The 19,423-nt window shown below is 69.7% G+C and carries 15 protein-coding genes and 3 pseudogenes; 9 read left to right on the forward strand and 9 right to left on the reverse strand.

All coding sequences use genetic code 11. The annotated features are described in order from the left end of the window. Positions 1–24 precede the first annotated feature (24 nt). The gene (locus EKH77_RS31185; RefSeq protein ID WP_126918409.1) at positions 25–1,095 is read right to left on the reverse strand and encodes a MerR family transcriptional regulator; all 1,071 of its coding nucleotides are present in this window, start codon (positions 1,093–1,095) and stop codon (positions 25–27) included. A gap of 137 nt (positions 1,096–1,232) precedes the next feature. Beyond that, positions 1,233–1,799: a TetR/AcrR family transcriptional regulator gene (locus EKH77_RS31190; RefSeq protein ID WP_240667640.1), complete on the reverse strand. Its 567-nt coding sequence runs from the start codon at positions 1,797–1,799 to the stop codon at positions 1,233–1,235. Positions 1,800–1,940: 141 nt separating this feature from the next. Between EKH77_RS31190 and EKH77_RS31195 the strand changes: the two genes are divergently transcribed. Both EKH77_RS31195 and EKH77_RS31200 read left to right on the forward strand, forming a co-directional pair. Then, positions 1,941–3,362 carry an MFS transporter gene (locus EKH77_RS31195; protein ID WP_126917534.1) on the forward strand — a complete coding sequence of 474 codons (1,422 nt, stop codon included), beginning with the start codon at positions 1,941–1,943 and terminating at the stop codon, positions 3,360–3,362. Between the two features lie 53 nt (positions 3,363–3,415). Continuing rightward, the gene (locus tag EKH77_RS31200) at positions 3,416–4,267 is read left to right on the forward strand and encodes an SDR family oxidoreductase (protein WP_126917535.1); all 852 of its coding nucleotides are present in this window, start codon (positions 3,416–3,418) and stop codon (positions 4,265–4,267) included. Between the two features lie 276 nt (positions 4,268–4,543). Here EKH77_RS31200 and EKH77_RS31205 read toward each other — a convergent pair whose 3' ends face one another. Beyond that, positions 4,544–5,212: a hypothetical protein gene (locus tag EKH77_RS31205; protein WP_126917536.1), complete on the reverse strand. Its 669-nt coding sequence runs from the start codon at positions 5,210–5,212 to the stop codon at positions 4,544–4,546. 411 nt (positions 5,213–5,623) lie between these two features. Further along, positions 5,624–6,736 carry a hypothetical protein gene (locus EKH77_RS31210; RefSeq protein WP_126917537.1) on the reverse strand — a complete coding sequence of 371 codons (1,113 nt, stop codon included), beginning with the start codon at positions 6,734–6,736 and terminating at the stop codon, positions 5,624–5,626. Between the two features lie 560 nt (positions 6,737–7,296). Here EKH77_RS31210 and EKH77_RS31215 point away from each other — a divergent pair. Beyond that, positions 7,297–7,596: a winged helix-turn-helix transcriptional regulator gene (locus tag EKH77_RS31215; RefSeq protein WP_240667641.1), complete on the forward strand. Its 300-nt coding sequence runs from the start codon at positions 7,297–7,299 to the stop codon at positions 7,594–7,596. 24 nt (positions 7,597–7,620) lie between these two features. After that, on the forward strand, positions 7,621–7,974 hold the full coding sequence (locus EKH77_RS31220) for a transposase (protein ID WP_164737923.1): 354 nt from the start codon (positions 7,621–7,623) through the stop codon (positions 7,972–7,974). A 232-nt stretch (positions 7,975–8,206) separates the two neighbouring features. On the opposite strand, the gene EKH77_RS31225 is transcribed toward EKH77_RS31220, so the two are convergent. Then, positions 8,207–9,490 carry a hypothetical protein gene (locus EKH77_RS31225; protein WP_164737977.1) on the reverse strand — a complete coding sequence of 428 codons (1,284 nt, stop codon included), beginning with the start codon at positions 9,488–9,490 and terminating at the stop codon, positions 8,207–8,209. A gap of 1,165 nt (positions 9,491–10,655) precedes the next feature. Here EKH77_RS31225 and EKH77_RS31230 point away from each other — a divergent pair. Together EKH77_RS31230 and EKH77_RS31235 are read left to right on the forward strand one after the other, a co-directional pair. Continuing rightward, on the forward strand, positions 10,656–11,717 hold the full coding sequence (locus EKH77_RS31230; RefSeq protein WP_126917540.1) for a NucA/NucB deoxyribonuclease domain-containing protein: 1,062 nt from the start codon (positions 10,656–10,658) through the stop codon (positions 11,715–11,717). A gap of 352 nt (positions 11,718–12,069) precedes the next feature. Further along, positions 12,070–12,795, forward strand: coding sequence for a dienelactone hydrolase family protein (locus EKH77_RS31235; RefSeq protein WP_126917541.1), 726 nt, complete (start codon positions 12,070–12,072; stop codon positions 12,793–12,795). Positions 12,796–12,834: 39 nt separating this feature from the next. Here EKH77_RS31235 and EKH77_RS34180 read toward each other — a convergent pair. Continuing rightward, a pseudogene (locus tag EKH77_RS34180) lies at positions 12,835–13,113 on the reverse strand (DUF4158 domain-containing protein); the annotation flags it as partial. 368 nt (positions 13,114–13,481) lie between these two features. Between EKH77_RS34180 and EKH77_RS34185 the strand changes: the two are divergent. Further along, a pseudogene (locus EKH77_RS34185) lies at positions 13,482–13,669 on the forward strand (Appr-1-p processing protein); the annotation flags it as partial. A gap of 70 nt (positions 13,670–13,739) precedes the next feature. Here the strand turns inward: EKH77_RS34185 and EKH77_RS31250 are convergent. From EKH77_RS31250 to EKH77_RS31260, 3 genes are all read right to left on the reverse strand, one after another. Beyond that, positions 13,740–15,344, reverse strand: coding sequence for an SDR family oxidoreductase (locus EKH77_RS31250; RefSeq protein ID WP_126917542.1), 1,605 nt, complete (start codon positions 15,342–15,344; stop codon positions 13,740–13,742). Positions 15,345–15,607: 263 nt separating this feature from the next. Further along, complete coding sequence (locus EKH77_RS31255; RefSeq protein ID WP_126917543.1) at positions 15,608–15,925, reverse strand: hypothetical protein; 318 nt, start codon at positions 15,923–15,925, stop codon at positions 15,608–15,610. A 67-nt stretch (positions 15,926–15,992) separates the two neighbouring features. After that, the gene (locus tag EKH77_RS31260; protein ID WP_126917544.1) at positions 15,993–16,496 is read right to left on the reverse strand and encodes a hypothetical protein; all 504 of its coding nucleotides are present in this window, start codon (positions 16,494–16,496) and stop codon (positions 15,993–15,995) included. Between the two features lie 654 nt (positions 16,497–17,150). Here EKH77_RS31260 and EKH77_RS31265 point away from each other — a divergent pair. Beyond that, positions 17,151–18,008 (forward strand): annotated as a pseudogene (locus EKH77_RS31265) (TROVE domain-containing protein); the annotation flags it as partial. Positions 18,009–18,059: 51 nt separating this feature from the next. Continuing rightward, on the forward strand, positions 18,060–19,340 hold the full coding sequence (locus EKH77_RS31270) for an IS701 family transposase (protein ID WP_126912897.1): 1,281 nt from the start codon (positions 18,060–18,062) through the stop codon (positions 19,338–19,340). Positions 19,341–19,423: the final 83 nt, after the last annotated feature.

Here is a 19,423-nt window from a genome sequence, read left to right on the forward strand (position 1 = left end):
TTCTCAGATCGAGTGGTCGGGTTTTCAGATTGCGTGGTCGGGTTTGATGGGCATGGCCAAGGTGGTGAGATCGCCGCGGTCGGCGGAGCGGATGGTGACGGGCTGGTTGTTTCCTCTCAGGTCGAGCATCAGGTCGGGGCCGATCGCAGTGCTCACGGCGGGATAGAGCGTGGTCAGCTCGAACCAGATCTGGAGGGACTCGCCCGTCACGGTGGCTGGGAGTGGGATGCCGGGATGTCCGTCGTCTGCTGACCGGATGTGCACGCCGTGGTCGGCGATGTGCAGCGCGATACGTTCGCCAGGGTGTTCTTCCAGGGCGCGCAGGAGCAGGTCCTTCGAGACCGTCGCGCGGGTGGTGACCTCGCCCAGTGACGCGAGCATCAGCCGATGGTCGGGGAACTCCTCGGACAGCAACCGGCAATGCCGGTCCTCCCGTTCTGCCACGCGGAACCAGATCCCGTGTGGCACCGCTTCGAGCCGGACCAGCGCGCTGCGGCGGATCTCGACGACCGCGGCCCGCAGATCGTCGCCGTTGACCGTGCCGGCCCACGTCTGCCCCGGTGGTTCCGTCGGCACCAGGGTTCGAATGGAGAATCGGTACCGGTCGGTCGCGGTCAGAGTGACCGCCTCATGATTCGCCTCGATGCGCAGGCCGGCGAGTACCGGCATCCCCGGCTCATATGCGGTCGCGGTCAGGACCTGCTCGACCGCGTCCGCCAGCACGGGCCCCTTCAGCGCCGCGATCGGCAGACCGGGCATGTTCCCGAGCGCGGCCTTGATGACAGCCGCCTTCTGGAGTGCCACTGCCGCATTCCCGACGATCTTCGCGACATGCTCATCGAGCAGCCGGGACGCCTCGTCAGCACCCGCGGCGAGGACCGCCTCGACAGCAGCGAGGGGCATGGCGATCTCGCGGAGCCGACGCAGCACGGTCGCCCGCACCACCTGGTCAGCACCGTAGTAGCGGTATCCCGTGACCGGGTCGACTTCGGCAGGGGGCAGCAGCCCGGAGTCGGCGTAGAACCGCAACGCGCTGGAGGTCAGGCCACTGCGCCGGGCAAAGACCCCGATCGGCATCAACTCGGAATTTGGCACCTCGCCATCATCGAGCTTCAACCGACTCGAAGGTCAACATCAACGGGCGGGGGTGTGGAGGATGCCGTTGATGAGGACGTTCAGGCCCCAGGTGTCGCGGTCGCCGGGGGAGAACAGGGCCTGGCGCAGTGAGGTGATCATCGGGTAGCGGTCGGGGGGAGGGAGGCGTAGCGGCGGTCGGCCGCGCTGATGGTGGCCTCTTCCTCGGACCCTCTGGCGTCGTAGGCGCTCTGTTCGGTGGCGGCTGCGGCGATGTGGAGCCAGAAGAGGTCGACGGCCCAGGCGGCGGTGGTGTCGTCGAGGCCGGCCTGTTTGAGGAGGGCGAGCATGCGGTCGAGGACGAGCAGGGCGTTGTCGCTCGTGGGGATGGCGCCGAGGGCGACCGCGGCCAGGCCCTCGTGGCGGCTCATGGCCTCGATGGCGGCGGTGGCCAGGGCCTGGAGCTGTTCCCGCCAGGTGCCCTGTGAGGTCAGCGGGACCTGGGTGAGGGCTTCGTCGAGCATGGCGGCCATGAGGTCGTCGCGGTTGGCGACGTAGACGTAGAGCGAGGCCGGGCCGGTGTCGAGTTCTTTGGCGACGCGGCGCATGGTCAGGGCGTCCAGGCCGTCGCGGTCGAGGATCTCCAGCCCCGTGCGCACGATGACGTCGCGGCTGAGGGGAGCCTTGGCGGGCCGCGTGCGGCGGCTGATCGGCTGCGTGCTCATGGGGTAAGCCTAGCCCCCGGAGCGAACGCTGTTTGACACGAACAGCGTTCGTTACCTACCGTCGAAGCGAACGTTGTTCGTGACGAACGTGATTCGTCCATGATTTGTCCGCGATTCGTCCCGCTGCCTGGAAGTCCTCTCATGACCAGCACCACCGCCATGCCCGCCACGGCGGGCACACTCTCCCCCTCCCGGCGATGGGCCGTTCTCGCCGTGATCCTGGCGGCCGAGGTCCTCGACCTGATCGACGCCACGATCACCAACCTCGCCGCCCCGACCATCACCGCTTCCCTCCACGGCGGGCCGTCCCTCGTCCAGTGGCTCGGCGCCTCCTACGCCCTCGCGCTCGGCGTGCTCCTGGTCCTCGGAGGCCGTCTCGGCGACAAGTACGGACGCCGCCGGATCTTCCTGACGGGCCTGGTCGGATTCACCGCGGCCTCCGTCGCCTGCGGCCTGGCCACCGGCCCCAGCATGCTGATCGCCGCCCGCCTGGTGCAGGGGGCCTTCGGCGCCCTGCTGATCCCGCAAGGTTTCGGCATCCTCGGCGCCGTCTTCCCGCGCGACCAGATCGGCAAGGCGTTCAGCGCCTTCGGCCCGGTCCTGGGTCTGTCCGCGGTCGGCGGACCGATCCTGGCCGCCACCTTGATCGACACCGACCCCTTCGGGCTCGGCTGGCGTTCCATGTTCCTGATCAACATCGTGCTCGGCGGCGCGGCCCTCCTGGCCGCCCCCCGCCTCCTGCCCCGCGACCCCGGCGACCGTACCGTCGCGATCGACACCCCCGGCTCACTGCTGCTGGCGGGAGCGATGTCCGGCCTGCTGTACGGGCTGATCCACGGCTCCGCGAACGGCTGGCGCCTGACCGCCTGGGCCGCCCTCGCCACCGGAGCGGTGTTCTTCACCCTCTTCGCCCACCGCCAGACCACCGCCGCGAACCCGCTGATCCAGCCCTCGCTGTTCCGCAACCGCGGGTTCGCCTCCGGGCTGGCCCTGGGCATCGCCTTCTTCGCCGCCGTCGCCGGGCTGCTGTACGTGGTCTCGCTGTTCCTCCAGGGCGGCCTGGGCTACTCGCCCCTGCGCACCGCGCTGACCGGCAGTGTGCCCATGGCCGTCGGCATCGTCATCGCCTCGATCGCCTGCTACCGGCTCATCGGCAGGCTCGGCCGCACCCTCGTTCTGATCGGCCTGCTCACCACCCTCGCCGGCACGCTCGGCCTCTGGGCCGCCGTCCACGCCACCGGCACGGCCACCGGTCCCACCGTCATCGTCCCCGCCGCCCTGGTCATCGGGCTCGGCATGGGCACCTGCTTCGGCACCGTCTACGACATCACCCTCGGCGACGTCACCCCCACCGAAGCCGGCTCGGGCTCGGGCTCCCTGACCGCGGTGCAGCAACTCGCCAACGCCCTCGGCGCGGCGGCCGTCACCACCGTCTACCTCCACACCCCCACTCGCCCCGCCCACGCCATGACCACCAGCCTCCTGATCGTGGCCGCCATCACCCTCGGCTGCTGCGGCCTGGTCCGCCTGCTTCCCCGCGCCGCCCAGCCCCAGCACCACTGACTTCTCACCACTACCTGACTCTGACCTCTGACCAGCGGAAAGAACCGAACACCATGATTCTGATCACCGGAGGCCGCGGCGCGGTCGCCACCCACCTGACCACCCTGCTCCACCACGACGGCCTGCCGGTCCGGCTCGGCTCCGCCCGCCCCGAGGGCCTCACCCCGCCCGCGGGCGTCCCCACCATCCGCCTCGACCTCACCGACCCGGCGACCTTCCCCACGGCCCTGACCGGCATCACCACCGTCTTCCTCTACGCTTCCCCCGACCGTGTCACCGACTTCATCGACCACGCCCGCCGGGCCGGAGTCACCCACATCGTGCTGTTGTCCTCCTCCAGCGTGCTCGGCCCCGACCCCGACAACGACCCGCTCGCCAAATCCCACCTCGACGTGGAGCGGGCCCTGCTCGCCTCGTCGATCACCACCACGATCCTGCGGCCCGGCTCCTTCGCCTCCAACGCCGGCGCCTGGGCCTGGCTCATCAAGGCCGGACGGCCCGTCAGTCTTCCCTTCCCCGCCGCCCACAACGACCCCATCCACGAGAAGGACGTTGCCGAAGCCGCCCACGCCGTTCTGAGCGACCCCCGCCACCACGGCGGCCGGTTCACCCTCACCGGCCCCGAGTCGCTGACCTTCACCCAGCAGATCGACCAACTCGCCGCCGTCACCGGCCGACCCGTCACGATCAACCACGTCACCCGCGAGGAATGGAAGCAGGAGATGGCCGACTACATATCCGCCACCTACGCCGACGCCCTGCTGAACTGGTGGGAGTCCCACGACGGCAAGCCCGCCACTCTCACCCGCACCGTGGAGGAGCTCACCGGCCACCCCGCCCGCCCCTTCACCACCTGGGCCACCGAACACATCGCCGACTTCACCACCGACTTCACCACCCTCTGAGCTCATTGGCGAAGAACCGTACGCGGCCCATCAGGCCCGCCCCGTTGCGACGGCTCGCCGCAGTGAGCTGAACGCGACCACGCGGGGTGCCCCCTCGGCGGATGGCTCGCCGGGTTGCTCGTCGCCGACACCAGCGACCAGGAGGATTCCGGCCCCAGTTGACGGCCCCCAGCTGACGGCACAGGCCGTTGGGGGGCGGGCAGCAGCCCACGCGGCGTCAGCCCCCGACGGCCGTCGGCGGGGCTCACGCCAGGTGCAGCCGCAGGCCGGTGGGCGTCACGGGGTCGGCCTGTCGTACACCGTGTAGCCCAGCGTGCGGGCCTGTGTGGCGATGGCGTCGAAGTCCGCGGTGGGGGAGAGCGATGCGACGGTCCGGCGGGTGAGCGGGGCGCCGGCCAGGACCGCGGCCACGGCCCCGGGATCGACCGGCCTTTCGTAGTAGTCCTCGGCGAACTCCACGTACGCCCCCGGGCTGCCGTCGGCGAGGAGGTCGAAGAGCCTTTCGGCGCCGTCGGACTCGCCGGCACCGAACTCGACAGGCCCGCACCGCCACCCGTCGGCACCTGTCTCGTACCACGCGCATACCGTCGCGTCGAAGAACCCGTCGAACTGGAACTCCGGATCCACGGGGTAGTGGGCGAGCGAGGCCGGCAGGCCGTCGAGCAGGCCGGGCCAGTGCGCCCGGGGCTCCTCCCGCCAGGGGGTGGCGTCACACTCGTGGTCGAACCCGTGGAGGAACACCCCGGCCGCGTCGAACACGATCGCGTACTGGTCACCGGAGCCGTTCTCCATACAGGCCAGGTCGGCGCTCCCACGCCAGCCGGGCACGAACGTGTGCATCGGGGCAGAGGCGTCGAGAATGCTGCCCAGCAGCGCGAACGCACGAGAACGGGCAGCCAGAACGGTGGGGCCTGGCAGCGCGGCCACAAGATCGTGAACAGTCATGGCCCGTATTCAACAGCCCACCACTGACACTCCCCGTCGTGATCACCGGGTCCTTCGCCAGCACTTCGCCAAGACGCCCTTCGGGAGGAGACCGGTGTCCTGCAGCACATCATCAACCGCTCGCCGGCCGATGGGTCTGCCGAAAGTGGACGTGAGCCTCGGCGACGGCCCACCGGCCGCCACCCCACCACAGACCGTGAAAGCCTGAGCGCCGCGCACTGCCGCGCAGACAGTCCATCCTGCTGTGCGACACGCGGCAAGCCGGTGTCGTGTCGTGACGTGGCGCGCGCCCGTTCGACCCCACTGGCGGCCATGCCAGGCCGACCAAGCACTGCCGGTGGGATGGCGCAGGGGACGGTTCGCTTCACCATGCCCCGTGCCCCCGATGGATGTGTGCCAGGTGTCAGATGGCTAGAAGAGGCCGGCCGACCTGTGGTGTGGGAGGTTCTCGAGGATGTTGCGCAGCCATGGGCTGCGAGCGGCTGGTAGTCGGACCAGAGTGTGCTGGAACGTGCTTGAGTCGGCCTGGAACAGGTAAGCGGGGCGTGGTGGGAGCGGGTCGTCACGCAGGACATCGCGGGGTATGCCGCCCGACGAGGGAACGGGCAAGTGCGGCGGGGCAAAGGCCATCCAGGCCCATACCCCCAGCGGCAGCGGCACCGGGTACGCGGGTGCGGCAGGGCCGACGGGGGTCCAGACCTGGCCTGTCTGCGGATGCACCGGCACAAGGAGGATGTCCGCGCCTGTTTCGGGGGCGGGCCGTCCTGGCCCGGCCAGGACCGCGCGTCGTCGCGGCGGCCCGGCGGGCAGGAGTGTATCGAGGGCGCGTTGGAAGATCTCCGTGATCAGGCCGTCCGGGACCGTCACCGGCCGGCCTTCGGACGCCGCCACCAGATGGGCGAGCGCCTGGCCGGCTGCCGCCTCCCATCGCGGACTCCATGACCAGTAGTGACTCGGCCCAAGCCTTGACGCCCCTCTGGTGATGATTGGTTCGAACGGGGGTGAGCTCTTCCCCTCCTCGATCAGCTCGTCCCAGGAGAGCGGTGCCGCGGCGGTACCGCCCACTGGGACGCGGCGCACTGCGTCCGGGACGAGCCACACCGCCTGCCAGAGCGAGCAGTCGTCGATCCTGCTCGCCACGGCCAGACCGCAGGCCGAGCAGGCCATGTTGGGGCCGCCGCTCCCGTCGAGGCCGCAGCAGCCGCCGCTGCCACTCTTCTCAGGAATCAGGTGGGTGCCCCGGATATCCCCGGGTGCGACCACGATCGTGCCGGACGCGCCGTCGGACAGGGCGTGGACCGGCGCGTAGATGCCGCGTGCCTCCGCCTCGGCCGGGTCGATCTCGTCCCACAGCCGCCACGGCCGTCCCCAGGGTTCCGGGTCCACGGCGAATGTCCCCGATTCCATGAGCACGGGCAACTGTGCCCCGTTCCCATAGCTTTGATGCGCGTGGACCGGTAGAGCGACCTGGGACAACGGGGTGGTCAGCTCGGCCTCACACCTCGCACAGACGAAAACGAACAAAAGCACTCCACGCGGAAAACAAGCATCGTCGCACCTCGGCGGTAGCCGGCCAACGTGTTTTCTCGCCCGTCGCGGGCCGAGGCGCCGACACCGCGGGCTCATTCACGCGTGGCGGGGCTGCGAGGATGCGCTGTGTGGTTACGGACGCGGAGTGGGAGCGGATTCGGGGGAGCCTTCGATTCGGGCAGGTCTTCCGAGGCACTGTTGTGAGGGTGGCCACGCCTGCCTCACCGCCGCCACAGCGCCCAGCTGCCCTTGCGACCATCGCTCACAACAGCGATCCGGCGAAGGCGCCGGCGCGCCTCTCCGGGGCAGCGCCGCGTCCACGGCCGCGCTGCCGGCGAAGGCCAGGAAGTGGTCGGTCTCGCCTCAGCGGCTGCTCGGCGGCGAAGCGCTCGTCGATGGTCCGCCGCCTGGGCCCGATCCGGTGCGCAGCCGCAGCATGCGGCGGGCGGCATCGATGGCGGCGGCGACGGCCTGCTCGCTCAAGCCTCGCTGGCGGTTCGTGGAACGGTCACGGTGGCCGTTCCGCGAACGGAGCCCTCGGAGGGCTGTGGGATGTGCGAGGAGAAGTCCTCAAGCGGGCAGTCATCGAGGCGCTCGGCGAGCGCACCCTGCGCTTCAGCGAGCTGCGGAACGAGGTCGAGGGCGTCAGCCATAAGATGCTCACCCAGAACCTGCGCATGCTGGAGCGCAACGGCCTGGTCGACCGGAAGGCGCACCCCACGGTGCCGCCGCGAGTCGAGTACACACTCACCGATCCGGGCCGTGCCCTGCGCACCGTGGTCGACGCCATCTGCGGCTGGACCCACCAGCACCTCGGTCACATCGAGAGCGCACGCGGCCGTTTCGGCGCCTGACAGGCACGCAGCGGCACCCTGCCGTTGACGGATGCCCAGCGGGCGCGGATCGATCCGTTGCCGCCGGACCGGGCTCCCCGAACCGGTGGTCGGTGGCGTGATCGCCGTGAGGTGATCGACGCGATCGCCTGGCAGTTCCGGACTGGTTCGCAGCGGGTCCACCTGCCACAGAAGTACGGCTCGTGGAAGGGTGTCTGCAACCGCTTGCGGAACTGGGCGATCGACGGCACCTGGGAACGGGTCTTCACCACCCTGCTCGCCCAGGCCGACGCCGAGGAGGACCTGGATTGGGTCGTCGCGGTGGACTCCACGATCGTGCGCGCTCACCAGCACGCGGCCGGGGCCCGCAAAAGGCCCGCAAAAGGCCCGCAAAAATAGAGGCCCCGGCCGGCGAGCCCGGCGACTGTGCCCTCGGACGGTCCCGCGGCGGTCTGACCACCAAGATCTATCTCTCGCCGACACCCCTGGAATCCGGTCACCCGACACCGTGACGATCGAGCAACACGCCCAGGTCCCCGAGGCTGGGCTCGGGGTAGGGGCGCAGAGGGCCCCGCACGGAACCGGGAGGTCGGGGTTCACGCGCGGGGCCGCGCTCACAGGGTGGGGGCCGTCAGACTGCGGTCAGGGTGTATGTACCCGTGCCGTCCTGCCTGCCGCTGGAGAACTGGCGGATGAGTTCCCCGTCCGCGTACCGGTCGTGGCCCAGCATGGAGCCGGTGTACTTGTTCTGCAGACCGATCTTCGTGCTGCCGGGTACGTCGCGGTAGATGTAGAACCGCTGGAGGTCGTCCTCCCCGCAGTTGGCCGTCGTCAGGTAGGCCTGCTCCAGGTTGGCGATGTCCGCCGGGATGGTCGCGCATCCGCCGTTGCCCCAGTTCCACAGGGACGCCTCGATGACCCCGTTGCGCTCCGTCACGTTGCACAGCCGCCAGTTGTCCAGGTGGGCGCTGGTCCAGTTGGATTCGCGCAGGCGGATGCCGTCGTTGGCCAGGAGTGGTGCGCTCCAATTCAGGGGCTTGCCGGGAACGTCGATCTTGTAGGCGCCGGGCCGGCAGTCCAGGGCGGCGCGCGGGGCGGGCCTGGCGGCCCGGGTGGCCTTCATGCTCTTCTCGGCCTTGGCGGCTTTCTCGGCTTCGTGCCTGGCCTTGTCGGCCTTCGCCGAGGGGACCGGCCCGGCCGGGTGCTTCGCGGTGGAGGCGGGGGAACCGCAGTCCAACAGGCGCTGGGCCTTGGCCATGATGCTGTTGGCGGGGACCTTGTCCTCGCAGCGCACCGCGCCTTCTTCGAGTGCGGTGTAGGTGGTGTAGCTGCCGGTGTCGGCCCCTTCGATCCACTTCAGCGCCCAACTTCCGTCGCCCTGCAGGACGCGGTTGCAGTTGAGACTGCCATAGGTGCCGGTGACCTTCTTGGTGCCCTTGTATACGCCGTAGTAGCCGGGCTGGTTGAAGTTCCAGTTCACCGTGTCGGACACGCTGGACGTGGAGGAGTAGGTGACCTGGACGTTGAGGCCCAGGCTCGCGCCGACCATGCCGAGAGCCTCGGTGCCGAAGCTGCCCTGGATGTTGCCGTTGAGGCCCACCGAGACGGAGATGGACGTCTGGGTGTTGGTGGAGACGGAGTGGCTTCCGGTCGTGCCCTCGGTGACGTACCAGCCCTTGAAGTGGGTGATCGTCGGGGCGACTTCGGTTGACTTGATGAACGGGTGGCGCTTGCCCAGGTCGGCCGCCGTGCAGGACTGCCCGGCCTGAACGGCGCTGGCGTCGGCGGCGGGCGTGGCGCCCTGGGCGGCGGCGGGGCCGGCCACGGCAGTTATGGCAGCGAGCGTGGATGCAGCGGTTACGGTGAGGGCGATCAGCCCTCTGGCTCTGCGGCCGGGAGTTCTTAAGTGGCTCATCATGCCCTTTCTTTGGCCGGGCTCCATGTCGGCCCGGGCCGGAACCCTGCCAGTTATGTGGTGGGGATCGATGGCCGATCGAGGCGAATTTAGCGTCGGCAGCGATGCAGTGACGATGACGGAATCAGCCGGTCCGAGGCGGAACTCACGCCCCTCATGGGCTGTTGGGCAGCCTTGACCTGCCCGGGGTTCATCAGGATTTCATCCGCGGTGCTACGATCCGGCACCGCCGCCGCACGGATGGGCTGTTTCAGTCGTGATTTCGCTGGCCGCCTCGACGGCCAGCGACTGCCAGAACGGATTTCATCGTCTGTCGGCGCGGCCGACTGCCGCCAAGCCGTCGCGATATTCGGCCAACTTGCGCATTCTGAAATCGAGGACCTCCGACGGCAGTGACGCCTTGAACGTTTGCGCGCCAGCGTGAACGGCCCTATGAACGATGGGGGCAGAGAGGCATCGGCGCGACAGAAAGGAATCCAGCGAATCGAGCCAGACGGTGCCTGGCGGTGAGCCGGAAGGAGATGCGTCGATACCGACGGCCGACCCGGCAGCTTCCGCAGGATCCCCGACCGCATCCAGCACGGGAACGGAACACAACTAATCGGAAAACAAGGAGAAAGCGAACATGCTCTTACCAGGTTTACTTCGTCACCACGGAGGATGGGGCCGAAGACCGAACAGACGGCGCCGTGCCCTGTCAGGGGCGACGCCGGTCTCCGCTGCCCCATTCGGCGGCCCAGCGACGGCCGCCGTGCCCGCGCGTCCTGCCGACCGCGGAAGTGACGCTTCGAAGACGGGCGTCGGTGTGAGGCCCGAACGGGCCGAAGAACGATCGTGGAAGACCCATTTCTGGCTGACGCAGACGGGCACTACGCCGGTTCGATCCCGAGTGGATTTACATGCCACCGGAAAAAAAAGGGGGGGGACCACCTTTGAAACGCGCCAGACGGCTGCCGGCGGCTATAGCCGCCCTCGCCCTCACCGCAGCCCTTCTCACCCTGGGCGCCTCACCGGCCGCCGCCGCACCGCCGTCGGCCGGCCGGGCGGCCCCCAAGGCCACGGCACCTGCGCGGCCACCGCCCCTGGCTCCGCACTCCGGCGCCAGGGCGCCGCCTGGTTCTGCTTCAAGACGGGCGGCCCGGCCACCGCCCGCGACCTGGCCGCCATGCACCGCCTGGCCGGCGCCCACGGACCGGCTACGGCCCGCGTCGCGGCCCGCGACCCCGACGTCGACCCGGCCGATCCGCTCGATCTGTGCAGGGAAGGCATAAAGGAGGTCAACACCGCCCGTAGTACGTACTGCGTACAGCGCCCGATCGGCTACGAGCTTCGTGGTGCTGACGGGAAGACGGTGATCGAGCACGCCGAGGGCGTCGTCATCACCTCGGCCAGGGTCGGCAAAACTGAGTGGGAGGAGGAGGTTCGCGCGGCCATCACTCAGAAAACAGAAAAAATGCCCAAGATGACGCTTAACCTGAGGGCCGACTGCACCGGCCCGTGCACGGGCGGGACGGCTTTTGGCGGGCAGGTCCTTCCGGCGGTGGGCAGGGAGCTCTTCACGAAGATCACTTACAGGACCACGGTCGCCAAGGACAGCGAGACACGGTCCCAGCTCCTCTACCACGCGACAGGGACGATCCTCGCGCCCGGAACGCCCCGCAACACCATGGACGACTGGCAGGGCCCCTGGCTTCGCTGTGACAACAAGGTCGGTAACGGGCCCGGCTGCGCCGACGATACGCACATGGCCAACGTGACGTTCCACAAGTCGCAATACAGGGCCGCCGCCGTCAGCTACGAGTGGGCGCAGAAGAATCTCAAGTCCGCTGTCACCGGTACCAAGATGAACCCCCTGCACCGCGACCCTAATTCCGAGGAGTCCTGGACGAAGACCAAGCGCCGTAGGACGTGCGAGAACCTCCCGTACCCGTTCCCGAGGGACCCTCTTTTGGTACCGGAAGACTCCTGTGACGAGTTCCCCTTTGCCCGGTCCTCTGAGGGCGGCAAGCCGAACAACCTGTGTGTGGACATCCTGCCTAAGGCGGTCGGCGGCGTGTGGGATGTGGCGAATGTGAGGGTCATGCGGGGTGACCCCGATACGGCGGCGTGCGTGCGCTCTCATGTCACCGAGCAGGACAACGAGGCGGCGGGCAACGAGCTGGCCCAAGCGACCCGTTCAGCCCGCATCATCAATGGTGAGCCGTATTTTGTGATCGTCGACAACTGAGCGGATGTGTGCGGGGCCGGCAACTTCTCCTCGGCCGCGCTGTTCGCCTACATCAGCGGGTCCAGCTTCGTCTTCGAGCACCTGCACGGTGTCTCGTCCAGGGCCTTACGTGCGGGCTGGATGAGCTCCTCGGTCCGTACGGGGTGGGCGGGGCCGTACGGGATCTGCTGGTGCTGGGAGAAGCGTGGCCTCGGCGGTGGACGACGACGTGGCGGTTCGCCGGGGACGAGGTGGTCTGGCCGGTCCCCGGGACCTGGTCTCGGTGCCGGTGCTTTCTGCGGAGCCTGTACGCGGTTTCTCGTGACGGGCCCGGCGGCGTCACCGGCCGGGGAGGCAGTTATCGTCCAGTCGCATGACAACGGTCACAACCCATACGGTCGAATACCCGGCCGACAACCTGACGATGAGCGGATACCTCGCGCTCCCGGCCGGTGCCGAGCGCCGGCCCGCAGTCCTGATCGGACCCGAGGGGATGGGGCTCAGCGATGTCGAGCGCCGGCGGGCCGAGGCTCTGGCCGAGCTGGGGTACGTGGCGCTGGCCTTCGACCTCCACGGCGGACGCTACTTGGAAGACCCAGAGGAAATGCTGGCCCGTTGCATGCCGCTGCTCGCCGATCCCGACCGCATGCGAGGAATCGGTCACGCCGCGCTCAACGTGTTGCGTGCCGAACCACGGGCCGACCCCGACCGGACCGCCGCCGTCGGCTACGGCACCGGGGGCGCGGTCGCACTGGAACTCGGTCGCGATGGCGTCGACCTGCGCGCGATTGGGACAGTCAACGCACTGACCACGGGCCGGCCGGGCGAGGCGGCACGCATTCGCTGCCCGGTATGGGCCGGGGTCGGGTCGGAAGACCCGATCATGCCGCCCGCGCAACGAGAGGCGTTCACCGCAGAGATGCAGGCCGCGGGCGTCGACTGGCGCCTCGTGGTCTACGGAGGAGCCCTTCACGCCTTCCACCACCCAACGGTCGACCACACCGCGCCTCCCGGCGTCGGCTACCACCCACGGCACGCGCAGCGAGCCTGGCGTGACATCGTCGCCCTGCTCGCCGAGTGCCTGCCCGTCACGGATTGATCCGATCGGCTCCTGATACTCACTCCTGCCCGCCGTCGTCGTCTTCGGCCGCTCGGTGTACCGCTTCACCACCGAGGGGTCCTCGATACCGAGCTGCACGGCCAGGTGCTCGACCACCGGCCACGGCGCGTCGAGCGGATCGTCCGGGAGGAACCGGCCGACGTAGCGGACCGTGCACATCTGGAGCGCGGAGCCAAGTTGGTGGTGCGAGGAGCGTCGCCGGGCGATCAGGTCACGGTCGACGTCGTCCAAGAAGAAGACCCGCTCCAGCTCGGGGCGGGTCGGCTCCTCGGCGAACTTCCTGTATGCCTCGGCCTGCCAGCCCCGGCATCCGCCCGGCGACCTTTCGCGAACCCCAGCGGAGCCCCTGACCGGTGCGCTGGCCGACCATGATCGATCTCAGCGCCAACCGCTGCACCGATGTTCCCCGAGGCCGAGCCAGGGGCCGTCATGGCAGCCGCACGCGGCTCCAGCCCTCCCGGTCGGTCGCAAAACCCACGGTCGGCGATCACGCCGCGCCCCTTCCTGAGGCCCAAACGAAATGACCGTGCACATGTCCTGATTGCGATGCTGCGTTTCTCCCGGCCGGAAGGAAGTGGTACCTGCGAGAGGAGGCCCGCCCGGGCCCCCGGCATCGGCGCAGGCCAGCGATAGCCGTTGTTTTTGCGGTCGATGATCCGGCTACCCCCGTCCGGTACGAGGCGATCGACCAGGCGCTGCACCACCTCGCCGAGGTCGCGCTGCGCCTGGGCGCGTCCGTCCATATGCCGCGCATCGGTGCTGGTCTGGCCGGGGGCTCTGGGAGCGGATCGAACCGCTGATCCGGGCCCGGCTCGTCAGCCGGGGCCTGGCCGTCACGGTCTACGACCTCTAGCTGGACCCGGGGGAGCGACGAGCGCGAGGGTGCGCGGGCCGGCCAGGGCCCGTCGGCCGCCCGGTTCTGGTCACCGCGGACGGGAGCCGACGCCGACGCCGACGCCGACGTCGGGGCCGGGATCGGGCTGTCGGGCGGCGGCGCGGGCGATGTTGCGGGCCATGCCGCCGAAGACGGCGGCGTGGAAGGGGCTGACGGCCCACCAGTAGAGGTGGCCGAGCAGGCCGTGGGGGTGGTACACGGCGCGTTGGCGGTAGCGGGAGCCGGCCCCGGGCTCGCCTCCCGCACCGCCCGGGGCGTCCTCGGCGTACATTTCCAGCCAGCCCAGACCGGGCATGCGCATCTCGGCGCGCAGCCGCAACAGACTGCCGCGGTCCAGGGCCTCGACGCGCCAGAAGTCGAGGGAGTCGCCGACCCGCAGGTAGCGGTCGTCGCGGCGGCCGCGGCCGAGCCCGACGCCGCCGGCGAAGCGATCCAGCCAGCCGCGCGCGGCCCAGGCGAGCGGCATGGAGTACCAGCCGTTGACGCCGCCGACGCCCTCGATGACCTGCCACAGTGCCGCGCGCGAGGCCGGGACGGCGATGTGCCGCTCGTCCGTGTAGAGACTGCCGCCCGCCCATCCCGGGTCGGTGGGCAGCGGATCGCTGGGGGCGCCGGGCACGGCTGCGGACGACCAGCGCGTGGCGACCTGGGCCTGCCGGACCCGGCACAGGGCCAGTTCGATCGCCTTGGCCAGACCGTAGGGATGACCGGGCGGGTCAGGCACGTACTGGGCGATGTCGTGGTCGCGGCAGACCACCTCGTGGCGCAGGGACTCCGTCAGCGGCCGGGCGATGCCGGCGGGGACGGGGGTGACCAGACCGACCCAGTAGCTGGACAGCCGCGGGGTGAGCACGGGCAGCGTGAGGATCAGGCGCCGGGGCAACCCGGCCACCTGCGCGTACGTGCGCATCATGTCGCGGTAGGTGACGACGTCGGGGCCGCCGATGTCGAAGGCGCGGTCGACGGCGGGCGGCAGCCCGGCGGCGCCCACGAGGTAGCGCAGCACGTCGCGGACGGCGATCGGCTGGACGCGGGTGCGGATCCAGCTGGGGGTGACCATGACCGGCAGGCGTTCGGTCAGGTAGCGCAGCATCTCGAAGGAGGCCGAGCCGGAGCCGATGACGACCGCGGCGCGCAGGACGGCGGTGGGCACGCGACTGGCCAGCAGGATGCGGCCGACCTCCGCGCGCGAGCGCAGGTGGGGCGACAGTTCTCGCTCGGGTACCCCGGCCGGGAGCAGGCCGCCGAGGTAGACCAGGCGGCGTACCCCGGCGGCCTCGGCGCGCTCGGCGAAGTTCTGGGCGGCTCGCCGGTCGGTGGCCTCGAAGTGGCGGCCGGTGCCGAGGGCGTGGACGAGGTAGTAGGCGACGTCGACCCCCTCCAAGGCGGCGGCGACCGATCCGGGGTCGGTGACGTCTCCCCGCACCACCTCGGCCTCGCCGGCCCAGGGATGGTCGCGGAGTTTGTCGGGCGTGCGGGCCAGGCAGCGCACGCGGTACCCGGCGGCGAGGAGTTCGGGGACGAGGCGGCCGCCGATGTATCCGGTCGCGCCGGTGACCAGGCACAGCCGCCCGGCGCCGGGGGCCGTGCCCCGTGCGCCGGTGGACGCCGGGTCGCTGGGGCCGCTGTTCATGGCAGTGCGTGCCTTCCTGATGCCGGGCCGCCTGCCGGGGCCTTCCGGCGGCGGGCTTCCAGCATCCCGCAGGGACGGGGCGCGGCGGGGCAGGCGTGATCGTGTCGCGGCGGGAGGCCGGCTGTGTCAGTTCTGCGCGGCCTGCGCCTGCGGGGGTGTCCGTTCCAGGTGACGAGCACCGATGTCGTCGCCGAGACGAGGGTGGCCGAATCCCTCCCAGGTCGAAGACGACCCAGCCGCGCTTGACGGGGAAGCTGCGGACCTCACTCACCGGCCGCGGAGGGCTCCTGTGCCGCGGGCCGTGCGGACGCCGTGGCGGGCGGTGCGGGCGGTGGCGGGCGCTGCGGTTTTTGTGCCGCGCACCACGCCTCGAACGCGTTGGTGGTGGAGTCCCGGCTGGCCAGGTCTTCCTCGGTCAGGTGGAAGTCGTCGTCCGTCCATGGTGGCCGCTGGCCGGCGAGCAGTGGCTCGACGCGGTGCGACGCCGCGAAGATGACCGCCGGCCTGCTGTCGCGGTCATCGCTCCACGCCTGCGTCCCGAGCGGGGCCGGCGTTGCGGACAGGCCGACGGTGTGCATCATCTGGGAATCCACGACAGCGCAACGACCGTCACAGCGGCAGCCGGTGGCGGGCTCCGGGCCCCGGGTGTCAGTTGCAGTTCGAGTATGGGTGGTTGTTGGTGGTACTCGGGCCGCCGTAGGAGAAGTTCCACGTCGTGGTCTGGCCGGAGCAGGAGTGCCCATTGGCGGTGAAGTTCCAGTTGCCGGTGTATTCGCGGTTGTTTGTTACGCCAGTCACCGGAATGTACCCGGCGTCAAACCAATACGTGCCGTTGTTCAGCACCGGCTTGTTCGAGTTCGCGGAGCTGTTCGAGCTGGACTTCACGTCAACCTGGCCGAAGCTCCAGTTGTTGACGTAGTTGGTGTTCCACAGGTTGACCTCGGTGTAGGCGCCGCTGCAGTTCCATCCGAGGTAGAACTGGCCGATGGTCTGCCTGCCCACCTTGATGCTCTGGATAGCCCCGAGTACCTGGCCGCCCGAAGGGCAGCTTGCCGCGTTGGCGGATCCGGTTCCGGCTGTGGTGAAGGCGAGGCTGGCCGCAACGACAGCGAGCGCAACCGAGGCGGTGCGCATACGGGTGCCTATCCGCATGATTCCCCCTGAAAGTCATCAAGGCGACCGACGCTATTCCTTGGCGTGTTCATGCTCCCACCGGCCTTGAGGTCGACCCAGGGCCGTTCCCAGCCATTTGAGCAGCGAATGGTTACGCCTGGGGCGAGCACCGCGGTCCCGTCCGGGGCCCCCGGTCGACCTCTTGGGCGAGCGTGCACGGGGGAACCGAAAACCCTTGGCGCGCCGGTTCGCCGGCCCCCTACAGTGATCAGCGTCCAGGTGCGAAGGCAGGACCTACTTCCACTCTTAATGGGGAGGCCGCGGGTTCGAGTCCCGCCGCCGGCACACAGGCCGGTGTAGCTCAGTTGGCAGAGCACCTTGTCGGTTCCGCCGCCTCGATCTCTGGACGCTAGGCTTCACGCACCTCCCGGTGCGTCGGGCACGGCTACTTCGTTGTGATCGAATCCCATGCCGTGGCCACATCTGAACTCGGGAGGCGCGGCACCGGGGCGTCCGGTGCGCAGGTGACGGTTACTTCTCGGAACAGCCGGCCGCGGGTTCGAATCCCGTCCCAGCTTCGGGCTGGTGTAGCTCAGTCAGGAAGAGCAGCTGTCTTGTACCGTCGCCGACCTTTACGAACGATCTCGGACGCCCCTTCGCCGTGCTTCCCCGAATGAATTCGGGGGAATTCACATGGCACGCTTCAACACCCGAGCGCCCAAGACGGCCCGCGCGACCTCGCCCGTGACCACGACCGGGCACACCCGCACCCACCTCGGCGGCAAGGGACACCTGCGCGACGACCGCTCCGAGCTGTTCCTGCTCGCGATCGCCAACTTCGTCTCCCAGCAGACCTTCCACGAGAACGGCACCGCCCGCGACGGCCGCTTCGGCACGCTCGTGCGTAAGCTCGCCGTCGAGGACGCCGCCTGGACCGCGGGCCTGCTCGGTTGGCTGCGCGGCGAGGGCCAGATGCGCACCGCCTCCCTCGTCGGCGCCGCCGAGTACGTCAAAGCCCGCCTCGACGCCGACGCCACCGACGGCCCGACGAACCGTCAGGTCGTCGACTCCGTGCTGCGCCGCGCCGACGAGCCCGGCGAGATGCTGGCCTACTGGACCTCCACGTACGGGCGGAACGTGCCCAAGCCCGTCAAGCGCGGCATCGCCGACGCCGTACGGCGCCTGTACACCGGCCGGAACCTCCTGAAGTACGACACCGCCTCCAAGGGCTACCGCTTCGGCGACGTGCTCAACCTCGTCCACCCCACGCCCCACCCGGACAAGCCCTGGCAGAGCGACCTGTTCCAGTACGCCCTGGACCGCCGCCACAACCCCGACACCGCCACCCCGCCCACCACGGACCGCACCCTCACCGCGCACCGCGCGCTGATGGCCGTCCCGGTCGCCGAACGGCGCGCCCTGGTCACTGGTCCGGGCGGTGCCGAGCGTCTTGCAGAGGCCGGCATCACGTGGGAGGCGCTGGCGGGCTGGCTGCAGGGCCCGATGGACGCGGCGGCGTGGGAGGCCGTCATACCCTCCATGGGCACTATTAGGACTCCGTTAGGTCTTCCTGGCGGGTTTGTTCGGTGGCATGTTGGGTGTATGGACGCGCTTGAAGTGGGCCGTGTTCGGGTGAAGTTGGGGTTGTTCGTCGCTGATGTGTTCGCGTCGGTGCCGCGGAAGGACCAGCGGGCCAAGAGCGACTGCTATCTGCGGGGGCTGATGCTGGACGGCCGCCGGAAGTCCGTCCAGGCGATGGCCGCGCGGCTGCCGGACGGCAACGAGCAGAACCTGCAGCAGTTCGTGAACCAGTCGACGTGGGACCCCGTTCCGGTGCAGCGCCGTATCTGTGAGCGGATGCTGCCGCTGATCGACCCGGTGGCCTGGGTGATCGATGATGTGTCGGTGCCCAAGGACGGCCGGATGTCGGTCGCGGTGGCCCCGCAGTACTGCGGGGCGCTGGGCAAACAGGCCAACTGCCAGGTCGCGGTCAGTATCCACGCCGCCACCGACACGGCTTCCTGCCCGCTGCAATGGCGCCTGTTCCTGCCCGAGGAATGGGCATCGGACACCGCCCGCCGGACCACGACCCGGATCCCGCCCGGGGTCACGCACCGCGAGAAATGGCGACTGGCCCTGGACATGCTCGACACCCTCGCCGGCTGGAACATGAGCCCACCGGTCGTGGTCGCCGACGCCGCCTACGGCACCAACGCACACCTACGGGCCGCACTGGCCGACCGCAAACTCGCCTACGTCCTGGCCATCCGCGCGGACGTGACCGCCCACCCCTTCGACGCCGAGCCTTCGGCCCCGGCCCGCAACGGGCCCACCGGATGCCGGCCCCAGCCCCGCTACCGCCACCGGGCACCCTCGGTAGCAGCCCTGGCCACCGGCCTCGGACAAGAAGCCTTCACCACCGTGACCTGGCGGAACGGATCAAGAGGGAAACTGCGTTCCCGGTTCGCCGCCGTGCGCGTCCGTCCCGCGGGCAAGGCCGTCGAGCGTCCGGTCAAAGCCGCGGCCTCGGCCGGGCAGGGCTGGTGGGACGGGGTCCTGCCCGACTGCTGGCTGCTGGCCGAATGGCCCGAAGACGCCGAGACCCCCACCGGTTACTGGCTGTCCAGCCTCCCGGCGGACACCCCCATCGCCGACCTGGTGCATCTGGCCAAGATCCGCTGGCGGATCGAGCACGACTACCGCGAACTCAAACACGGCCTGGGCCTGGACCACTTCGAAGGCCGCTCCTGGCCAGGCTGGCACCACCACGTCACCCTCGTCACCGCCGCCCACGCCTTCCTCACCGAACAACGCCTGGCCCCAAAAGCCCCCACACCGGTCTCACCCTCTACCAAATCCTCGACACTCTCCAGGACATCCTGAGGTGCTGGACCGGCATCTGCACCACCTGCCACCAACCCCTGCCCACCAGGACACACACAACAAGACCAAGACAGACCTAACGA

Origin of the sequence: Streptomyces luteoverticillatus (assembly GCF_003970715.1) — a bacterium.
Classification (GTDB): Bacteria; Actinomycetota; Actinomycetes; order Streptomycetales; family Streptomycetaceae; genus Streptomyces; species Streptomyces abikoensis.